The organism is Streptomyces sp. AK010 (genome assembly GCF_014207295.1).
GTDB classification, from domain to species: domain Bacteria; phylum Actinomycetota; class Actinomycetes; order Streptomycetales; family Streptomycetaceae; genus Streptomyces; species Streptomyces massasporeus.
Genome location: NZ_JACHCX010000012.1, coordinates 135335 through 155247, shown reverse-complemented (window position 1 = coordinate 155247; position 19913 = coordinate 135335). Strand labels below are relative to the sequence as shown.

The following is a 19913-nucleotide window of genomic DNA, read 5'->3' as shown; positions in this document are numbered from 1 at the left end:
CCTGGGACGCCGGATAGGCTCGGTGTTGTGAACCCAGTCAAGCCAGGCGAGACGCCGCGTACGCCTTGGATCGTAGGGGTGTCCGGGGCCTCCGGCACCCCGTATGCCGCTGCCGTGCTGAGGGCGCTTCTTGTCGCCGGCGAGAGCGTCGATCTCGTGGTGTCCCGGGCCTCCCGGCTCACCCTGCTGGACGAGACCGGGATCTCCTTCCGGGACGCCCACTGGCAGGCCGACCTGCGGGAATGGCTGTCGCGGGGGGCCGACGGCAAGCCGGACACCTTCTCCGTCGACATCGACGCCGTACGGCACTGGAGCGCCGGCGACCTGGCCGCCGGGCCCTCCTCGGGGTCGTACCGCGCCAAGGGCATGCTCATCGTGCCCGCCTCGACGGCGAGCGTGGCGGGGGTCGCGCTCGGTCTGTCGAAGGACCTGCTGCAACGGGCGGCGAGTGTGACCCTCAAAGAGGGCCGCAAGCTGATCGTGGCCGTGCGCGAGACCCCGTTGAACGGCCAGACCCTGCGGCATCTGGTCACCCTCGACGACGCGGGCGCGACGGTCGTGCCCGCCTCACCCGCCTTCTACGCGGGCGCGACGCACATCCAGGACCTGGTGGACTTCGTCGCCGGACGCGTACTCGACGCGGCGGGCGTGCCGCACGGGCTCTACCGCCGTTGGCAAGGTGAACTCGGCGGCGGTGCGCACCGCGACGGCTGAGCAGCACCCGAACCCCATCGGACTCAACTACAACTTCAGCGGAAGGCTTCGATCGCAATGGACGCGGTGGACAGGCAGCTCATCCAGGCCCTGAGGGAGAACGGCCGGGCCTCCTACGCGGAGCTGGGACGCCTCGTCGGACTGTCGGGACCCAGTGTCACCGACCGCATCAACCGGCTGGAGGCGGCCGGAGTCATCACCGGCTACCGGGCCACCGTCGACGCCGCCTCGCTCGGCCTCGGCGTCACCGCCCTGGTCGGCATCTCGCTCTCCGACGCCACCGACCACGAGGACGTGGCGCAGCGGCTGAAGGACCTCTCGGAGATCGAGGACTGCTGGTTCATCGCCGGCGACGACTCGTACATGCTCAAGGTGCGCGCGGCCGACGTGGACGGCCTGGAGAAGATGATCCGGCGGCTCAGCGGGATCGAGGGCGTCTCCCGGACCCGTACGACGATCGTGCTCTCCACGAAGTGGGAGAACCGGGTCGGGGAGCTGCCCGAAGAGGAGTAGACCCATAGTCGTACGGTTGGGACGTCGTCGTAGAAAGGTGTGGGCATGGATCTCGGGCTCAAGCGCGAGCTGGAGGAGAAGGTCAGGGCGGGTGTCCGGCTGACCCGTGAGGACGGCATCGCGCTGTACGAGTCGGACGACCTGGCCTGGCTCGGCGGCCTGGCGCACGAGGTGCGCACCCGCAGGAACGGCGACGTCGTGCACTTCAACGTCAACCGGCACCTCAACATGACGAACGTGTGCACGGCCTCCTGCGCGTACTGCTCCTTCCAGCGCAAGCCGGGGGAGAAGGACGCGTACACGATGCGCATCGAGGAGGCCGTCAAGCTCGCGAAGGCGATGGAGTCGGAGAACCTCACCGAGCTGCACATCGTCAACGGGCTGCACCCGAACCTGCCGTGGCGGTACTACCCGCGGTCGCTGCGCGAGCTGAAGGCCGCACTGCCGCACGTCTCGCTGAAGGCGTTCACGGCCACGGAGATCCACCACTTCGAGACCATCTCGGGGATGAGCGCGTCGGAGATCCTCGACGAGCTGATCGATGCCGGGCTGGAGTCCCTCACCGGTGGTGGTGCCGAGATCTTCGACTGGGAGGTCCGCCAGCACATCGTGGACCACCGGACCCACTGGGAGGACTGGTCCCGGATCCACCGGCTCGCGCACGAGAAGGGTCTGAAGACCCCGTGCACGATGCTGTACGGGCACATCGAGGAGCCGCGTCACCGCGTCGACCACGTGCTGCGGCTGCGTGAGCTGCAGGACGAGACCGGCGGCTTCCAGGTCTTCATCCCGCTGCGGTACCAGCACGACTTCGTCGACATGAAGGACGGCAAGGTCCGCAACCGCCTCCAGGCACGTACGCAGATGGCGACGGGGGCGGAGGCGCTGAAGACCTTCGCGGTGTCGCGGCTGCTGTTCGACAACGTGCCGCACGTGAAGGTGTTCTGGGTCATGCACGGGGTGCAGACGGCTCAGCTGGCGCTTCAGCACGGGGCGGACGACATGGACGGGTCTGTCGTCGAGTACAAGATCACTCATGACGCGGACAACTACGGGACGCCGAACAAGCTGACGCGTGAGGATCTGCTCGATCTGATTCGGGATGCCGGGTTCCGGCCGGTGGAGCGGAACACCCGGTACGAGATCATTCGGGAGTACGAGGGTCCTGACCCGGAGCGTCGCGAGTCGCCTCAGCCGATGCGGGTGTGATGGCGGCTTCAGGTGCGTGGGGGCTGGTTGCGCAGTTCCCCGCGCCCCCAACTCGGGTACCCGGAGGGCGTGGGCGCCACCGAGGCGTCTGAGGATGCTTACACCGCTGAGCCCTTCCTGCCCGGGCGCGGCGGGCTTCCCGCTCTGCGGAAGGCCGCGACGGTCGAGGCCTGTGCCACCAACGCCGTGAAGCACTTCAAGTTCACGCAGGCCGAGCGGCTGGTGCCCACCGTGCACCGTCGTCCGTGCTGCGGTCCGACGACCGGGAGGCCGCGTACCGGGGGCTGGTGCCGGACCTGAATTTGGCCGCGGACGCACTGTCGTAATAGCTAGAATCCATGCATGCCCCTTACCTTCACGCTCGACCCCGCCGTCACCCCCGAGCTGCGTGACGGCCTGCTCGATCTGTGGACCGATGTCTCCAACGCCGGCGGAGCCGTCGGGTACGTGCCGCCGGTGACGCGTGAGGAGATCCGCCCCGCGCTGGTGCAGCACTTCGCGTCGATGGCCGAGGGGCGGGTCAAACTCCTCGTCGGGCATGACGAGGAGGGGCGGGTCGCGGCCACCGCGTTCCTGACCTACAACACGCACCACCTGATGACGCACTGGCTGTGGCTGTACACGGTGATGGTGCACCCGCGGCACCAGGGCAAGGGCTACGGCCGGGACCTGCTCGGTGCCGCCGCCGACGCGGTCCGGCGCATGGACGGCATCGAGGCGATCCGGCTGACCTGCCGGGGCGGACTCGGCCTTGAACGGTTCTACGAGTCCTGCGGCTACAAGGAGGTCGGGCGCATCCCCGGGGCGATCCGGGTGGCGCCGGGGGACGACCGCGACGACGTCATCATGCTGCTGCCCCTGGCCTGACCCCGGTCCGACCCCCCTGCAAGATCGGCCGTTCGGCGTGCTTCACTGGGCGGTGCCCCTTTGGGTGCGTTCCGACCGTTCGAACCGGAAGAGTGGATTGAGATGCTCCGCTACACGCTGATGCGCCTCGGAGTCTTCGTGGGCTGCCTCGTGGTCGTCTGGGGCGCCGTCTACTCCGGCATCGCCCCGCGCGGTCTCGGCAACAGCAACGGCCTGTGGGTCGTGCTGCTCGCCCTGCTGATCTCCGCGCCGATCAGCTTCGTCGTGCTGCGCAAGGAGCGGGACCGGGCGTCGGTCCAGGTCGCCCGGCGCGTCGACCGGATGAAGGCCAACCTGGACGCCAACCGCAGCCAGGAGGACGTGGCCGACGACGGCGCCCGGGCCCAGGGGCAGACCTCGTAACGTCCCCGCACGCGTTCGCAGCGCCCCGTTTCCGTACATGCTCGGAAAAAACGGGGCGCTTTGCGTTGTGTGGGTGTGTGTGCGTCATCACCTGTCAAAGCTAGGCTTTGAGGTCCCCAAAGTTCAGGTGTTAAGGTCGTTGTATGAAGTCAGCAGTCGCGCCCCACTCGCCCCTGAGCGCTCCGCTCGTGGCGCGGCTGCACGTGGATCTCTGTCGGTGCGCGTCCGCTTTCTGTCGTCCCTGACGTAACGCAACCCCCCGTCGTCTCCCACGTCAGTTCCCCCCCTCGCGTCCCCCAACGGAGTCAGTCCGTGTCCTCACACACGAAGTCCTTCAAGGTGCCCTTCTGGGTCCAGATACTCGCCGGTCTCCTCCTGGGTGTGCTGCTCGGCTGGGTCGCCCGCAACCAGGACGTGTCCTGGCTGGTCACGACACTGGAGAAGGTCGGCGACACCTTCATCGGGCTGCTGAAGCTCGCGGTCGCCCCGCTCGTCTTCTTCGCGATCCTGGTCTCGATCACCAATCTCCGGAAGGTCAACAACGCGGCCCGGCTGGCCTCGCGCACCCTCCTCTGGTTCATGATCACGTCGCTGATCGCGGTCAGTATCGGCCTGATCATCGGCCTGGTCACCAACCCCGGCGCCGGCACCGGCCTCACGCCGAAGGACGGCGCGAAGCCCAAGAGCACCGGCTCCTGGATCGACTTCCTGACCGGCATCATCCCGACCGACGTCATCACGCCGTTCACCGAGCTGAACGTGCTGCAGATCGTGTTCATGGCCGCCGTCGCCGGTATCGCCGCGCTCCAGCTCGGTGAGAAGGCCCAGCCGATCCTCACCCTCAGCGAGTCCGTCCTCAGCCTGCTCCAGAAGGCGCTGTGGTGGGTCATCCGGCTCGCCCCGATCGGCACGATCGGCCTCATCGGCTACGCCATCGCCACCTACGGCTGGGACCTGATCGGCAAGTACGCGACGTTCACCGCCGACATCTACGTCGGCTGCCTCCTCGTGCTGTTCGGCGTCTACCCGACGCTGCTCGCGACCGTCGCCAAGGTCAACCCGGTCCAGTTCTTCAAGGGCGCCTGGCCCGCGATCCAGCTGGCCTTCGTCTCCCGCTCCTCGGTCGGCACCATGCCGCTGACGCAGAAGGTCACCGAGCGGCTCGGCGTGCCGAAGGAGTACGCGTCCTTCGCGGTGCCGTTCGGCGCGACGACCAAGATGGACGGCTGCGCCGCGATCTACCCGGCCATCGCCGCGATCTTCGTCGCCCAGATCTTCGACATCCAGCTGGGCGTCGGCGACTACCTGCTGATCGCGTTCGTCTCGGTGGTCGGCTCCGCCGCCACGGCCGGCCTGACCGGCGCGACGGTCATGCTGACCCTGACCCTCTCCACCCTCGGCCTGCCGATGGAGGGTGTGGGCCTGCTCCTCGCGATCGACCCGATCCTGGACATGATCCGCACCGCGACCAACGTCGCCGGGCAGGCGCTGATCCCGGTCCTGGTCTCCGCCCGCGAGAACCTGCTCGACCGTGACGCCTACGCCACGGCCGACGGCTCCTCCCTGGACGACCCGTTCGACGAGCCGCGTGACGAGCCGCGTGACGAGCCGCGCGACCGGACCGAGCCGGTCGGTGCGACTGCCTGACGGCACTCCGGCCTGATGGCACTCCGGCCTGATGGCACTCCGGCCTGACGGCACTCCGGCCTGACGGCACTCCGGTCTGACGGCACTCCGGCCTGAAGGCACCCCCAGGGGGCGCCCCTGCTACCGAGGCAACTCGCCAAGGAGCAGGCGGTGCCCCTTGGCCGTATTCCGGCATCACCCCTGGTCTGTCAGGGCACGCCCGGGGGCGGCGGCCCGCGGGGCCCGTACGCTAAGCGGTATGGGTGCCGTGAAGACGAAGCGGATGCCGCGCGCGGTCCGTGAGCAGCAGATGCTGGACGCCGCCGTGCGCATCTTCGGCCAACGGGGCTATATGGCCGCGTCGATGGACGAGATCGCCGAACTGGCCGGTGTGTCCAAGCCGTTGGTCTACCTGTACCTCAACTCGAAGGAAGACCTCTTCACCGCCTGCATCCGCCGCGAGGCGGGCGCCCTCGTGGAGGCGGTACGGGCCGGGGTCCGCCGCGACCTGCCCGCCGACCGGCAACTGTGGGAGGGCCTCGGCGCCTTCTTCACGCACACCGGCGAGAACCCGGACGCCTGGTCGGTCCTGCACCTCCAGGCGCGTACGCACGGCGAACCGTTCGCCGCCGAGGTCACCGCGATGCGCGAGGAGATCGTCGCCTTCGTGACGCAGCTGATCCTCGCCGGCGCCCGCGAGGTCCACCGCGACCCGGACCTGCCCGAGCGTGAGGTCGCAGGGCTCGCCGAGGCCCTGGTCGGCGCCGCCGAGTCGCTCGCCGCCTGGGCCAACGCCACGCCGGGCGTCACGGCCCGCCAGGCCGCGGCCACGCTGATGAACTTCGCCTGGGCCGGGCTCGGCGACCTCATGGCGGGACGGCCCTGGGCACCCCGGGAGGAGCAGCCGGGCCCTCACACCGGGTAGACGTCCCCCGTCACATGGATCCGGTCCTCCCCGCCGCGCAGCTCGAACCGGTTGTCCCGCTCCGCGTACGTCACTTCTCCGGGCAGCAGGACCGGTGCCCGGAACTCCGCGCGCAGATGGCAGGACTCCGGGACGCCGTGCGCGGCGAGGCAGCGGGCCACGGTCCACATGCCGTGGGCGATGGCCCGGGGGAAGCCGAACAGCCGGGCGGTGAGCGGGTGCAGGTGGATCGGGTTGCGGTCCCCGGAGGCGGCCCCGTAGCGGCGTCCGACATCCCCGGCGAGCCGCCACCGCGCGGCCTCGGGCAGCGGCTTGCGGGTCTCCGCCTCCCGGGGAGCGGCGACCGGCCCCTGCGTGCGGTGCCGGGCCAGATAGGTGCTCCTGGACTCCCACACGAGGTTCCCGCCGCCGCGCACCTCGGTGACGACCGTGGCCTGCGTGCCGCGCCGGTGGGGGGCCAGCCCCTCGATGTGCACGGAGAGTTCGTACGTGCCGCTCGCCGGCATCCGCGCGTGCCGGGTGACGGTGATCGACGTGTGGACGAGGCCGAGCAGCGGCAGCGGGAAGCCCCGGCCGCTCATCAGCCGCATGGCCAGGGGGAATCCGAGCACGTGTGGATACGTCACCGGCAGTGCGTCCTCCCCGGTCGGGAACCCGCAGACCCGCTCGTACGCCGCGAGCCGCGCGAGGTCGACGCGCAGGCCGGGCAGGACGAGCCGGGTGCGGGGGAACTCCGCGTCGGGGCCGGGGCGTTTGAAGGGCGACAGCAGGGCGCCCCGGGCGAGGAGCGGCGCGAGGGAGGGGGACTGGGTGAGGACGAGAGGGGCGGCGGAGTCGGCCATCACGCCCCCAGCAGGCTCTGGCCGCAGACGCGGACGACCTGGCGGTTGACCGCGCCCGAGGCCGGGTGCGCCAGCCAGGCGGTGGTCTCGGCCACGTCGGCCGGGAGGCCGCCCTGCGCGAGGGAGTTCATGCGCCGGCCCGCCTCGCGGATGAACAGCGGGACGGCGGCCGTCATCCTCGTCTCGATGAAGCCGGGCGCGACCGCGTTGACCGTCACGCCGTGCTCGTCGAGCGCGCGCGGCGCGAGGGAGCGGACCAGGCCGACCACGCCCGCCTTGCTCGCGGCGTAGTTGGTCTGGCCGGCGTTGCCGGCGATCCCCGCGATCGAGGCGGTGGCGACGATCCGGCCGCCGCGCCTCAGCGTGCCGTCCTTCAGCAGGGCGTCCGTGGTGCGCAGCACGCTCGCCAGGTTCACCTCCAGGACGGAGATCCAGCGTTCGGCGGGCATGTTCACCAGGCGCCGGTCGCGGGTGATGCCCGCGTTGTGGATCAGCAGGTCCAGGCCGTCGGGCAGCGCCTCGGCGATCCGGGCGCCCGCGTCGGCGGACGTCATGTCGAGCAGCAGCGCGGTGCCCCCGAGCCGCTCGGCGACCCGCCGGGCGTCCTGCTCCGCCTGCGGCACGTCGAGCACGACGACCCGGGCACCGTCCCGTGCGAGGGTCTCGGCGACCGCCTCGCCGATGCCCCGGGCGGCGCCGGTGACGAGGGCGGTGCGGCCGGACAGGGGGCGGTCGGGGTCGGCGGAGGCCGGCTCCCGGTCGGCGGCGGTCGGTTCCGGGTCGGCTCCGACCTCGATCACCTGCCCGCTCACATAGGCCGACTTGGGCGACAGCAGGAAGCGCAGGGTCGACTCCGCGGCGGCGGCGTCCGTGAGCCGGACCAGATTCACCGTCCTGCCCCGGCCGGTCTCCTTGCCGAGGGAGCGCGTGAAGCCCTCCAGGGCCTGCTGGGCCGCGGCCTGGTGGTGGTCGGCGGGGTCGAGCGGCGCGCCGAGCACCACGACGCGCCCACTGGAGGCGACCGACCGTACGACCGGATGCAGGGCGGCATGCACCTCGGCCAGGGCCTCGACGTCCCGCACGCCGGTCGCGTCCAGGACGACGGCGGCCGTGCGACCGGAGCCGGCCGGGCCGATCCCGGTACGGGCGAGGACCGGAGCCAGGTGGAGGGCGGACCGGCCCGCCGTGAGGTGCAGCAGGCCGCCGTCCAGGGCGGGCCGCTCGGCGGACCAGCGGGTCAGCGCCGCGGGCTGCGGCAGACCCAGCCGGCGCGTGAGGAAGCGGCCGGGCGCGGTGCCGGTCAAGCGCAGATAGCGGTCGGCCATGGACGACTCCCAGTTCCCGAGGACGGCTCACCGAAGCCCCACTCCTGCTTACTCTGGAGTAAGGTTACCGGAGGTAAGGCTACGTCATGGGCGAGGAGCAGGTCGAGATGAGCTGGCAGTTCGGGAGCGGGCAGCGGAACGAGCAGGTCGAGATGAGCTGGTCGGGATGAGCCCCCGGCAGTGGTCGCAGTCGGTGCGGCGCGTGGCGGTCGTCGGCGGAGCGCGCATCCCCTTCGCCCGCTCCGACGGCCCCTACGCCACAGCCTCCAACCAGCAGATGCTCACCGCCGCCCTGGACGGCCTCGTCGAGCGGTACGGACTCCAGGAGCCGGGCGCGGTCGGCGAGTTCGTCGCCGGTGCCGTGCTCAAGCACAGCCGCGACTTCAACCTCGCCCGCGAGACCGTCGGCTCGAAACTCCACCCGCGCACTCCCGCCTACGACATCCAGCAGGTCTGCGGCACCGGCCTCCAGGCCGTCATCGCCGCCGCCGACAAGATCGCCCTCGGTCAGACCGGATCGGCCGTCGCGGGCGGCGCCGACACCGCCAGCGACGCGCCCCTCGGCGTCGACGACTCCCCGCGCCGCATCCTCCTCGAAGCCCGCCGGGCGACGTCGGCGGGCGCCCGTCTCAAGGTCCTCGCGAAGGCGCGCCCGGGCCACCTCGTCCCCGACATCCCGCGCAACGCCGAGCCGCGCACCGGCCTGTCCATGGGCGAACAAGCCGCCGTCACCGCCCGCGCCCGGGGCGTCCCCCGCGACGGGACGCCCCCGCCCGCGGCCTGATCTCCGTCTGCGTGGCGGGCGGACAGGGGGTGACGGCCATCCTGGAGCGCGTCTGAGAGGGAGGACCGTGCGGAACCTGAAAGACCCTCACGTAACCCCCGAGATTGCACAGGCCTTGCTCCGGACCATCCCCGAACCCGCACAAACCCGCCACGTGAGCGCCGTACGATCCCGTTCCTACCGTCAGTAACCCCTTAAGGGGTCCTTTCACTATGAGCGTCCGATCAGGGCGCGTGGTCTGGTGCCGTGTGTCGCAAGGCGCCGGGAAGCCCTCGTAGCGGAGCTACCAGGGCTTCCCGGCAACGCGGCGAGGTGCGGTGCCAGACCGCGCGACCCGGACGGGCATAGTGAAAGGACCCCTAAGGACCTCTCAGGGGGGATTGAGCCGGTTGAGCGCCTCGGCGTGCGAGGCACGTACGTCATGCAGCAAGCAGTCCTTCGCTGCACGCCCCAGGAGCCGCCCGTGTCCACTGCGTACCCCTCCTCCGCCTACGGCGACGCTTACGGAGGGCCGGTGCTCGTCGAGCCCGAGGTGCGGCGGCTGGACGGGGCGGTACGGGAGGCATCCGTACCGCCGCTGGCCCCGCCGTGGACCCACGGCTCGCTCGCCGACCTGCCGTTCGACAACGCGAGCGCGAACCCGGGCGCCGCGGCCCTCAGCCGCAAGGACGCCGATGGCCGCTGGATCGACATCACGGCGGCGCAGTTCGCCGACCAGGTGCGGGCCGTGGCCAAGGGACTGATCGCCGAGGGCCTGATGCCGGGCGACCGGATCGCCGTGATGGCCCGCACCATCTACGAGTGGACCGTTCTGGACTTCGCCGCCTGGGCGGCCGGACTGGTCACCGTCCCCGTCTACCCCACCTCCTCCGTCTTCCAGGTCCGCTGGATCCTCCAGGACTCCGGCGCGGTCGCCCTGGTCACCGAGACCGCCGCACAGGCCGCCGCCCTCGGCCCGGAACGCGAGCGGCTGCCCGACCTCCAGCACATGTGGATCGTCGAGAAGGGCCACGTGGACCGGCTCGCCGAGGCCGGGGCGCACCTGCCCGACCAGGAGGTCGAGGTGCGGCGCGGCATGCTCGGCCCCGACACCCTCGCCACCCTCGTGTACACCTCGGGCACCACGGGCCGCCCCAAGGGCTGCGCCCTCAGCCACGGCAACTTCTTCGCCGAGGTCGACAACGCCATCGAGCTGCTCTACCCCGTCTTCCGGGCCAAGACCAGCGAAGAGGCCTCCGTCCTGCTGTTCCTGCCGATGTCCCATGTCTTCGGCCGCATGGTGGCGATCGCCTGCGTCCGGGCCTGCGTCCGCCTGGGCCACGCGCCCAGCATCAAGGCCGAGTACCTGCTGCCCGACCTCGCCGGCTTCCGGCCGACCTGTCTGCTGGCCATCCCGTACATGCTGGAGAAGGTCTTCAACTCGGCCCGCGCCAAAGCCGAGTCGGGCGGCCGGGTCTCCTCGTTCGACCGCGCGGTGTCGGTCGCGCAGCGCTACGGAGAGGCCCTGGAGGCCCGGCAGACCGGCACCGGCCCCGGCCCCTCCCGCGCCCTGAAGACCGCCCGCGCCTTCTACGACCCCCTGGTCTACCGCCGCATCCGCAACGCCATGGGCGGCAGGGTCCGCTACGCCATCTGCGGCGGCTCCCCGCTCGGCCGCCGCCTCGCCGCGTTCTACGCCGGTGCCGGCATCGAGATCTTCGAGGGCTACGGCCTGACGGAGACCACCGGCGCGAGCACCGTCACCCCGCCCCTCAAACCCCGCCTGGGCACCGTCGGCTGGCCGCTGCCCGGCACCCGCGTCCGCATCGCCGCCGACGGCGAGATCCTGGTCGGCGGCGACCACGTGCTGCGCGGCTACTGGGACCCGCAGGCCGGGGGCGTCGTCCCCGCCGCCCCCGACGGCTGGCTCGCCACCGGCGACCTCGGCGCACTCGACGACGAGGGCTATCTGACGATCACCGGCCGCAAGAAGGAACTGCTCATCACCGCGGGCGGCAAGTCCGTCGCCCCGGCCCCGCTGGAGAACTGGCTGCGCTCGCACCCGCTGATCTCCCAGTGCCTCGTCCTGGGCGACGGCCGCCCCTTCGTCTCGGCGCTGATCACCCTCGACGCGGACGGCATCACCCACTGGCGCCAGATGAACGGCAAACACCCCGTGCCGGCCGCGCTCCTCGTCGACGACGAGGAACTGCGCGCCGTCCTGCAACGCGCGGTCGACGAGGCCAACAAGATGGTCTCCCGCCCGGAGTCCATCCGCCGCTTCGCCATCCTGGCCGAGGACTTCACGGAGGAGGCGGGTCTCCTGACTCCGTCGATGAAGCTCCGCCGGGAGGCCGTGCTGCGTACGTTCGCCACAGAAGTGGAAGGTCTGTACACCCGGTGAGTCACCTTTGCGATCTCTTCACACGTGGTTCTTGACGACGCACGGCGTCTGCCCGTTGGCTTTCGACCACCTCGTCACGATGCTCCCCCCATCGGAAGGCTCCACCAGTGATAGCGCGCAACCCCCGTCAGGCCGCCGTGTGGCGAATCTCCGTGGCCCTGGCGGTCTCCGTATCGGCCCTGTCCCTCGCCGCCTGTGGCGACGGCGGGAGTGACGACTCCGCCGCGAGGAAGGGCAACGACATCACGGTGGGCCTGCTGCTGCCCGACCGGGACACGGCACGCTTCGAGAAGTTCGACTACCCGCTGATCAAGCAGGAGGTCGCGTCCCTCACCGAGAACAAGGGCACGGTCCGCTACGCCAACGCCGAGGCCAGCGTCACCAGACAGAGCGAGCAGTTCCAGAAGATGATCGCCGACAAGGTGGACGTCATCCTCGTCGACGCCCTCAACTCCAAGACCATCGCCACGGACGTCCAGAAGGCCAAGGACGCCGGCATCCCGGTCATCGCCTACGACCGGCTCGCCGAGGGCCCGATCGACGCCTACGTCTCCCACGACAACGAACTCGTCGGACAGGTCCAGGGCCGCGCCATCGTCGGGGAGCTCGGCGACAAGGCCGAGAAGAGCAAGGTCGTCATGATGAACGGCGACCCCGGCGACCCGAACACCGCCCGCTTCAAGGACGGCGCGCTGAGCGAGCTCCGGGGCCAGGTGGACATCGTCGAGGAGTACGACACCAAGGAGTGGAAGCCCGCGATCGCCAAGGCCAACATGAAGAAGGCGATCCAGTCCGTCGGGCTGAACAACATCGCCGCCGTCTACTCGGCCAACGACGGCATGGCCGGCGCCGTCATCGAGGCGCTCAAGGAGGCCGGGGCCACCAGGATGCCGCCGGTGACCGGGCAGGACGCCAACCTCGACGCGGTGCAGCGGGTCGTCTCCGGCGAGCAGTACATGACCGTGTACAAGTCCTTCCTGCTGGAGGCGACCAACGCCGCGAAGATCGCCGTGGCGAAGGTGCAGGACCGCGACATCGAGTTCGCGGCACTGACCCGGGAGACCGTCGACAGCCCCACGAAGAAGAGCATCCCGGCGATGCTGGTGCCGGTGGTCGCCCTCACCCGGGACAACATCAAGGACACGGTGATCACGGACGGCGTGTACACCGTGAAGGACATCTGCACCTCCAAGTACAAGGCGGACTGCGCGGCCATCGGGCTGGAGTAGCGCCCCGGGGGTGGTTGCCGTCCGGGGGCGGGGGCCTTTTCTGTGTCGGCGGCTGCGGGCTGTCGGAGGCTGAGCGCGCAGTTCCCCCCGCCCCTGAGAAGGGCGTTGCCGCACGAGTCTTGACTTCGCAAGGCCCCCGCGCGACATTCCCCACCCCTTTCGCGTACTCGTCGGGCTGGAGCGGCCATGACCACACGAACGGACGCCGCGGGCGCCGCGGGCGCCGCGGACACCGCGGACGTCGCGGGCGTCGCGGGCGTCGCGGGCGTCGCGGGCGTCGCGGGCGTCGCGGGCGTCGCGGGCGTCGCGGGCGTCGCGGGCGCCGCGGGCGTCGCGGACACCGCGGGCACTGCCACAGCCCCGACCCGAAGACGACTGCTGGCAGGGGCCGCCGGTGCCGGGCTCGCCGTCGCCACGGGCGTCCGACAGGGCGCCCGGGCAGCCGACTTACCCCCGCTCGGCACGTACGACGTCGTCGTCATCGGCTCCGGGGCCGCCGGCATGACTGCCGCGCTGACGGCCGCGCGGCAGGGCCTCGCTTGCGTCGTCGTGGAGAAGGCACCGACCTTCGGCGGCTCGGCCGCCCGCTCCGGCGCCGGGATCTGGACCCCCAACAACTCCGTGATCCTCGCGGCCGGCGTCCCGGACACCCCCGCGAAGGCCGCCGCCTACCTCGCCGCGGTCGTCGGCCCGGACGTCCCCGCCGACCGGCAGCGCGCCTTCCTCACCCACGGCCCGGCGACGATCTCCTTCGTCATGGCGAACAGCCCCCTCCGGTTCCGTTGGATGGAGGGCTACAGCGACTACTACCCCGAGCTTCCCGGCGGCCTTCCGAACGGCCGCTCCATCGAGCCGGACCAGTTCGACGGCAACCTCCTGGGCGCCGAGCTGGCCCATCTGAACCCGCCGTACATGGACGTCCCCGCCGGCATGGTCGTCTTCAGCGCCGACTACAAGTGGGTCGCCCTGGCCGCCGTGAACGCCCGGGGCGCAGCCGTCGCCGCCCAGTGCCTCGCCCGCGGCGTGAAGGCGGCGACGCTCGGCCAGAAGCCCCTGACGATGGGCCAGGCGCTGGCGGCGGGCCTGCGCGCGGGCCTGCGATCGGCCGGGGTCCCGGTCTGGCTGAACACACCCCTGACCGACCTGCACGTCGAGAACGGCACGGTGACCGGAGCCGTCGTCACCCGCGACGGCGCACCCGGCCTGGTCCGCGCCCGCCGGGGCGTGATCGTCGGCTCGGGCGGCTTCGAGCACAACGCCGAGATGCGGGAACGCTTCCAGCGCCAGCCCATCGGCACGGACTGGACCGTCGGGGCCAAGGAGAACACCGGCGACGGCATCCGGGCGGGGGAGCGGCTGGGCGCGGCGCTCGACCTGATGGAGGACGCCTGGTGGGGCCCGGCGATCCCGATCCCCGGCCGGCCCTACTTCTGCCTCGCCGAACGCACCCTGCCCGGCGGGCTGCTGGTGAACGGCGCGGGCCGCCGCTTCGTCAACGAGGCCGCGCCCTACAGCGACGTCGTGCACACCATGTACGACGTCCACGACACCGACCCGGCCATCCCCTGCTGGCTGATCGTCGACCAGAACTACCGCAACCGGTACCTCTTCAAGGACGTCCTGCCGACCCTGCCCTTCCCCGACGCCTGGTACGACTCCGGGGCCGCGCACAAGGAGTGGACCCTGGACGCCCTGGCGGCCTCCATCGGTGTGCCCGCGGCGGCCCTGCGCAGCAGCGTGAACCGCTTCAACGCCCAGGCGCGGCGGGGCGAGGACCTCGACTTCCACCGCGGCGACAGCGCCTACGACCACTACTACACGGACCCCTCGGTCCTCCCCAACTCCTGTCTGGCCCCCCTCTGGCTGCCCCCGTTCCACGCCTTCCGCATCGTCCCCGGCGACCTCGGCACCAAGGGCGGCCTCCGCACGGACGCCCGGGCCCGGGTGCTGCGCGAGGACGGCTCGGTGATCCCTGGCCTGTACGCGGCGGGGAACGCCAGCGCGGCCGTGATGGGCCACAGCTACGCGGGCGCGGGCTCGACGATCGGCCCGGCGATGACGTTCGGGTACGTCGCGGCGCGGGACATCGCGGGGGCGCTGTAGCGGGCGGGGCGGGACGGGACGGGGCTGGGCTGGGGGCCGGGGGTCTCCGGAGGGCTCGAGCGTGAACCGGTCGTGGTGCGCCTGGGGGCATCCGCGGCCGGTCACGGCACCACCCGGGGCGTCGCGCGTGGGGCTGGGGCGATGCCCCGGGCGGTTCAGGCCCCGGGCTTGCGCGCCACGAGGCTCGCCTGGGCGACCGGCTCGCCCCGCGTCTCGTCGGGCTCTCGTACGGTCGTGGCGCGGACGGTGAAGCCGGCGTCGCTCAGCAGGGCACCGATGCGCTCCGGCCGGCCCCGGCGGAAGGTCAGGGACACCTGGTGGCCGAAGGCCCCCTCGTAGCGGCGCGGCTCGTCCCCGCACTGGAAGCCGAGCAGCAGATGGCCGCCGGGGCGCAGGACGCGGTGGAAACCGGCGAAGAGGGCGGGCAGGTACTCCTCGGGAGTGTGGATGATCGAGTACCAGGCCACGACACCGTCGAGCGAGGAGTCCGGCAGGTCGAGCTCCAGCATGGAACCCCGTACGAACCGAAGCCCCGGGTTCTCGCGGCGGGCGATCGCGAGCATCGACTCCGACACGTCCAGCCCGAACACCGACAGCCCCTGGGACGCCAGGTACGCCGTCACCCGCCCGGGCCCGCACCCCAGGTCGGCGACCTCGCCCCCCTTGCCCACGAGCTCCGCGAACCCGTGCAGCACGCCACGGTCCAGCGGCGTCCCCGGGCGCAGGTCACCGAACTGGACGGCGTACTCCTCGGCGACGGTGTCGTAGAACAGGCGGGTCTCGGACACGAAGCCGGGCGGGTCGGCTGCGAGGTCAGGGCTGTCGGCCACATGGTCAGGGCTGTCGGCTGCGAGGTCAGGGCTGTCGGCCGCGAGGTCAGGGCTGTCGGCTGCGAGGTCAGGGCTGTCGGCTGCGAGGTCAGGGCTGACGGCTGCGAGGTCAGGGCTGTCGGCTGCGAGGTCAGGGCTGTCGGCCACACGGTCAGGGCTGTCGGCTGCGAGGGCCGGGCTGTCGCCAGCGAGGCCTGGGGTGTGGTTCACGTGGTCAGCGGCGTCGGTCACGTGGTCAGCGGCGTCGGTCACGCGGTCAGCGGCGTCGGTCACGCGGTCAGGGGGGTCGCTCACGCGGTCAGGGGCGTCGGTCATGGCCGGAGACCCTAGCGCGAGTCGCCGTCGTCCCGGCCCTCGTCGGGCCGGCCTTCCGACGGCTTCCGGCCATGGTCCCCAAGGCCCGGGTTCTCCCCGCCTCCCTGCTCCTCCCCGTCTCCCCGCTTCGCCCCGTCGCCGCCCTGCTTCTGCCTGTCGCCCTGCTGTTCCCCGTCCCCCTGGACCTGCGAGGCCCGCCCCGCGCCGATACCCACGCACGCTCCGATCGCCGTGCCGAAGCCGAGGCCCAGGGCCAGGCCCAGCGCGAGATCGTCGAAGACGGTCATACCGAGCACGAGGCCTATCGCCGCGCCGAGGGACAGGCCGACCGACAGGCCCATGGCCAGGGGCTTGTCGGCGGGTGTACCGTCGACCTCCCCGCAGTTCTCCTGATCTTCCCGCATCCGCTCATCGTCCCACGGCCGGAATTCACCGGGAATTCACCGGACAGAAGGGCCTGGATAAGGGCAGGAGCCCCGTCGCCTGGCGGCGCGGGGCTCCTTGGGTACTACAAATCAGACCGGCGTGACGTTCTCAGCCTGCGGGCCCTTCGGGCCCTGCGTGACGTCGAAAGACACCTGCTGGTTCTCCTCGAGGGACCGGAATCCGGTCGCATTGATCGCGGAGTAGTGGACGAAGACGTCGGGGCCGCCGCCCTCCTGGGCGATGAAACCAAAGCCCTTTTCGGCGTTGAACCACTTAACGGTTCCGGTAGCCATAAGCCCTCCTTGGGCCCAAAAGGGTTGCCCTGCTCCAGAACCAGCAAGTGTGAAGATGAATTCCGCACAAGTGCATATGTCTGAGAATGACGAGAGCCCGCGGTCACATGCTCCGCAGGCTCTGTACTGCAAGGGAAACCAAACTGCAACTTGCGACGAGCCTAGCACGCAGGCCGCGGAATGCAATAGGGGTCAAGATCACGTCACCCGAATGTTTGAACATCCTCCGGCCGACTGGCGGAGCGGGCGCCCGCGCGGCGCCCACACCCCGATGGCGGGGTCGCGCGCCGGTCCGTACGCCGTGAGGGCTAGCCTCACGATGTGGACAATCCTCGCACCCGGCCGCGCGTCGGCCACATCCAGTTCCTGAACTGCCTGCCCCTGTACTGGGGGCTCGCGAGAACGGGCACGCTCCTCGACTTCGAGCTCTCCAAGGACACCCCGGAGAAGCTCAGCGAGAAGCTGGTGCAGGGCGATCTCGACATCGGTCCGATCACCCTCGTCGAGTTCCTCCGGCACGCCGACGACCTGGTCGCCTTCCCCGACATCGCCGTCGGCTGCGACGGCCCGGTCATGTCCTGCGTGATCGTCTCGCAGGTCCCCCTGGACCGGCTGGACGGCGCCCGCGTCGCCCTCGGGTCGACGTCCCGCACCTCCGTGCGCCTCGCCCAGCTGCTCCTCGCCGAGCGGTACGGCGTCCAGCCGGACTACTACACCTGCCCGCCCGACCTGAGCCTGATGATGCAGGAGGCCGACGCCGCCGTCCTCATCGGCGACGCCGCGCTGCGCGCCAACATGCTCGACGGGCCGCGCTTCGGCCTGGCCGTGCACGACCTGGGCGCGCTGTGGAAGGAGTGGACGGGCCTGCCGTTCGTCTTCGCGGTCTGGGCGGCCCGCCGCGACTACCTGGAGCGCGAGCCGGTCATCACGCGCCGGGTGCACGAGGCCTTCCTCGACTCCCGCAACCTCTCCCTGGAGGAGGTCGGCAAGGTCGCCGAGCAGGCCGCCCGCTGGGAGGCCTTCGACGAGGAGACCCTCGCCCGCTACTTCACGACCCTCGACTTCCGCTTCGGCGGCCCGCAGCTGGCGGCGGTCGCCGAGTTCGCCCGGCGGGTCGGCCCGACGACCGGCTTCCCCGCGGACGTGAAGGTGGACCTGCTCCAGCCGTGAGCCGGACGGTGCTCCCGCACTACTCTGCTGGTGGTGCAGGCGTACCGGGACCGGAGCCGTCCCCGTCTGCCCACGGGGGAGGGGTGACGCCCATGCGGCCGCTCGACGTCGACGAACCCACCGTCGTGGGGCCCTACCGGCTGCTCGGCCGGCTGGGCTCCGGCGGCATGGGCCGGGTCTACCTGGGCCGCAGCGCCGGTGGCCGCACGGTCGCCGTGAAGATCGTGCATCCGCACTTCGCGCTGGACGAGGAGTTCCGGGCGCGTTTCCGGCGTGAGGTCGAGGCCGCGCGCCGGGTGGGCGGCGCCTGGACGGCTCCCGTCCTGGACGCCGACCCGGGGGCACGGGTGCCCTGGGTGGCCACCGCGTACGCCGCCGGTCCGTCCCTGTCGGCCGCGGTCACCGACGGCGGGCCCCTGCCGGCCCACACCGTACGGGCCCTGGGCGCGGGACTCGCCGAGGCGCTGGCGGCGGTGCACGAGCTGGGCCTGGTGCACCGGGACGTGAAGCCGTCGAACGTCCTGCTGACCCTCGACGGCCCGCTGCTGATCGACTTCGGTATCGCCCGGGCCACCGACGGCACGGCGTCCCTCACTTCCACCGGCGTGTCCATCGGCTCGCCCGGCTACATGTCGCCCGAGCAGATCCTCGGCAAGGGCGTCACGGGCGCGGCCGACGTCTTCTCGCTGGGCGCGGTCCTGGCGTACGCGGCGACCGGGCAGCAGCCCTTCCCCGGCGACTCCTCCGCCGCCCTCCTCTACAAGGTCGTCCACGAGGAACCGGAACTCGGCCTGCTGGACGGCGAGTTGCGGGGCCTCACGGCGGAGTGCCTCGCCAAGGACCCGACGGCGCGGCCCGCCCCGGCCGAGCTGGCCCGCCGCCTGGCCCCCGAGGGGGCGGCCCGGCTCATGGCGGGCGGCTGGCTGCCGGGGACGCTGGTGGAGCAGGTGAGCCGCAGCGCGGTGCAGCTGCTGAACCTGGAGGCGACGGGGGCGGGAGCGGGTGTGGGGGCCGGTGGGCCTTCGGGGCCGGTCGGTTTCAGCAGCCCTTCGGTGGGGGCGGCGCCGGAAACGGCCTGGGGCGAGGAGCAGGGGCTCGGAGTGTTCGGACCGCCGCCGGTGATGCCATCGCCTGGGACAGGGGCGCAGACACCCGCCATCGCCGCCGTACCCGAACCGCGGGCCGACGGCCGTCCGCAGGGGGCGGTATCCGAAGTGCGGGACGGCGGCGGTCCGCAGGGGGCGGTATCCGAAGTGCGGGACGGCGGCGGTCCGCAGGACACCGCCCCGCCCTCCGGCCGGCGGCCCGGCAGAGTCACCGTCTCCGTCGCGGCGACGTCCACGTCGGAGGGCGAGGGTGGCGGGCGGGTGCGCAGGCTGAGCTGCTCCGTGGCGCTGGCGGTCGCGGGGGCGATGGCGGCCGTGACGATCGGGTCGGTGTTCGTGTTCGACCTGCTGCCAGGGCGCGGCGGCCAGGACGACGCCGACTCGTCCAGCGGTTCCGACTCGCCCCCGGCGGCGACCGCGAGCTCCGCCCCCTCCGCCGGTGCCGTGCCCGCCGCCTACCTCGGCACCTGGGAAGGCCAGGGCGTCGCCCTCGACGGCAGACTGCCCCTCGGCACGTTCCGCATCACGGTCGAACGGGCCGCCGTCGGAAAGGAGTTGGGCAAGCTCCGCCAGACCGATGCGATCGGCGGCGTCTGCGTCGACGTACTCACCCTGAAGCAGGTCACGAAGAGGGAGCTCGTCGCGACGTCGGTCGGCGCGAAGACCAACCACAGCGGCTGCAACCCGGCGAAGACCACCGTCCACCTCAAGCCGGTGGGCGACGACCTGCAATACCGGTCGGAGAGCGAGGAGTCGGGGCGCCCGCAGGCTCGGATGTCGAAGGTTCGGTAGGGCGCGCCTTGCGGCTGAGTCTGACGAGCGAGGTGATCAGCAGCGCGGCCGCCGCGAGG

Annotated in this window: 17 protein-coding genes and 2 pseudogenes; 14 read left to right on the top strand and 5 right to left on the bottom strand. The window is 71.6% G+C overall.

Features of this window, described 5'->3' with window-relative positions; translation table 11 throughout:
* Nucleotides 1-27 precede the first annotated feature (27 nt).
* The 8 genes and pseudogenes from HDC93_RS23205 (at nucleotide 28) to HDC93_RS23175 (ending at nucleotide 6256) form a co-directional block, all read left to right on the top strand.
* The gene (locus HDC93_RS23205; protein ID WP_185012770.1) at nucleotides 28-714 is read left to right on the top strand and encodes a UbiX family flavin prenyltransferase; all 687 of its coding nucleotides are present in this window, start codon (nucleotides 28-30) and stop codon (nucleotides 712-714) included.
* 57 nt (nucleotides 715-771) lie between these two features.
* Nucleotides 772-1227, top strand: a complete 456-nt coding sequence (locus HDC93_RS23200; RefSeq protein WP_185012769.1) for an Lrp/AsnC family transcriptional regulator — start codon at nucleotides 772-774, stop codon at nucleotides 1225-1227.
* Between the two features lie 45 nt (nucleotides 1228-1272).
* Nucleotides 1273-2436 (top strand): aminofutalosine synthase MqnE, encoded by a 1164-nt coding sequence (gene mqnE / locus HDC93_RS23195; RefSeq protein ID WP_185012768.1) that lies wholly within the window; start codon nucleotides 1273-1275, stop codon nucleotides 2434-2436.
* A 342-nt stretch (nucleotides 2437-2778) separates the two neighbouring features.
* Entirely contained in the window at nucleotides 2779-3303 is a 525-nt protein-coding gene (locus tag HDC93_RS23190; RefSeq protein WP_185012767.1) for a GNAT family N-acetyltransferase, read from the top strand.
* A gap of 102 nt (nucleotides 3304-3405) precedes the next feature.
* A complete protein-coding gene (locus tag HDC93_RS23185; protein WP_185012766.1) occupies nucleotides 3406-3705 on the top strand; it encodes a DUF4229 domain-containing protein in 300 nt (99 codons plus the stop codon).
* Between the two features lie 185 nt (nucleotides 3706-3890).
* A pseudogene (locus HDC93_RS39730) lies at nucleotides 3891-3950 on the top strand (putative leader peptide); the annotation flags it as partial.
* Between the two features lie 67 nt (nucleotides 3951-4017).
* Nucleotides 4018-5352 carry a dicarboxylate/amino acid:cation symporter gene (locus HDC93_RS23180; protein ID WP_185012765.1) on the top strand — a complete coding sequence of 445 codons (1335 nt, stop codon included), beginning with the start codon at nucleotides 4018-4020 and terminating at the stop codon, nucleotides 5350-5352.
* Between the two features lie 238 nt (nucleotides 5353-5590).
* Nucleotides 5591-6256: a TetR/AcrR family transcriptional regulator gene (locus tag HDC93_RS23175; protein ID WP_185012764.1), complete on the top strand. Its 666-nt coding sequence runs from the start codon at nucleotides 5591-5593 to the stop codon at nucleotides 6254-6256.
* Here the strand turns inward: HDC93_RS23175 and HDC93_RS23170 are convergent.
* Together HDC93_RS23170 and HDC93_RS23165 are read right to left on the bottom strand one after the other, a co-directional pair.
* Complete coding sequence (locus HDC93_RS23170; protein ID WP_185012763.1) at nucleotides 6244-7098, bottom strand: MaoC family dehydratase; 855 nt, start codon at nucleotides 7096-7098, stop codon at nucleotides 6244-6246. The genes HDC93_RS23175 and HDC93_RS23170 overlap by 13 nt on opposite strands.
* Nucleotides 7098-8423: a 3-oxoacyl-ACP reductase gene (locus tag HDC93_RS23165; RefSeq protein ID WP_185012762.1), complete on the bottom strand. Its 1326-nt coding sequence runs from the start codon at nucleotides 8421-8423 to the stop codon at nucleotides 7098-7100. The genes HDC93_RS23170 and HDC93_RS23165 overlap by 1 nt, the downstream gene beginning before the upstream one ends.
* A 166-nt stretch (nucleotides 8424-8589) precedes the next feature.
* Here HDC93_RS23165 and HDC93_RS23160 point away from each other — a divergent pair.
* The 4 genes and pseudogenes from HDC93_RS23160 to kstD form a co-directional block, all read left to right on the top strand.
* Nucleotides 8590-9183, top strand: a pseudogene (locus HDC93_RS23160) (acetyl-CoA C-acyltransferase); the annotation flags it as partial.
* 487 nt (nucleotides 9184-9670) lie between these two features.
* On the top strand, nucleotides 9671-11590 hold the full coding sequence (locus HDC93_RS23155) for an AMP-binding protein (protein ID WP_185012761.1): 1920 nt from the start codon (nucleotides 9671-9673) through the stop codon (nucleotides 11588-11590).
* Between the two features lie 107 nt (nucleotides 11591-11697).
* Nucleotides 11698-12819 (top strand): sugar ABC transporter substrate-binding protein, encoded by a 1122-nt coding sequence (locus HDC93_RS23150; RefSeq protein ID WP_185012760.1) that lies wholly within the window; start codon nucleotides 11698-11700, stop codon nucleotides 12817-12819.
* Nucleotides 12820-13194: 375 nt separating this feature from the next.
* Nucleotides 13195-14922, top strand: a complete 1728-nt coding sequence (gene kstD, locus HDC93_RS23145) for a 3-oxosteroid 1-dehydrogenase (RefSeq protein WP_185012857.1) — start codon at nucleotides 13195-13197, stop codon at nucleotides 14920-14922.
* A gap of 155 nt (nucleotides 14923-15077) precedes the next feature.
* Here the strand turns inward: kstD and HDC93_RS23140 are convergent, their stop codons facing one another.
* The 3 genes from HDC93_RS23140 to HDC93_RS23130 all read right to left on the bottom strand — a co-directional run bounded on the left by HDC93_RS23140 (nucleotide 15078) and on the right by HDC93_RS23130 (nucleotide 16786).
* Nucleotides 15078-15752, bottom strand: a complete 675-nt coding sequence (locus tag HDC93_RS23140; RefSeq protein WP_185012759.1) for a class I SAM-dependent methyltransferase — start codon at nucleotides 15750-15752, stop codon at nucleotides 15078-15080.
* Nucleotides 15753-16078: 326 nt separating this feature from the next.
* The gene (locus tag HDC93_RS23135; RefSeq protein ID WP_185012758.1) at nucleotides 16079-16471 is read right to left on the bottom strand and encodes a hypothetical protein; all 393 of its coding nucleotides are present in this window, start codon (nucleotides 16469-16471) and stop codon (nucleotides 16079-16081) included.
* 111 nt (nucleotides 16472-16582) lie between these two features.
* The gene (locus tag HDC93_RS23130; protein WP_004984723.1) at nucleotides 16583-16786 is read right to left on the bottom strand and encodes a cold-shock protein; all 204 of its coding nucleotides are present in this window, start codon (nucleotides 16784-16786) and stop codon (nucleotides 16583-16585) included.
* Between the two features lie 321 nt (nucleotides 16787-17107).
* Here HDC93_RS23130 and HDC93_RS23125 point away from each other — a divergent pair, with 321 nt between their 5' ends.
* Nucleotides 17108-17956: a menaquinone biosynthetic enzyme MqnA/MqnD family protein gene (locus HDC93_RS23125; protein WP_062928472.1), complete on the top strand. Its 849-nt coding sequence runs from the start codon at nucleotides 17108-17110 to the stop codon at nucleotides 17954-17956.
* Between the two features lie 92 nt (nucleotides 17957-18048).
* On the top strand, nucleotides 18049-19854 hold the full coding sequence (locus HDC93_RS23120) for a serine/threonine-protein kinase (protein ID WP_185012757.1): 1806 nt from the start codon (nucleotides 18049-18051) through the stop codon (nucleotides 19852-19854).
* Nucleotides 19855-19913: the final 59 nt, after the last annotated feature.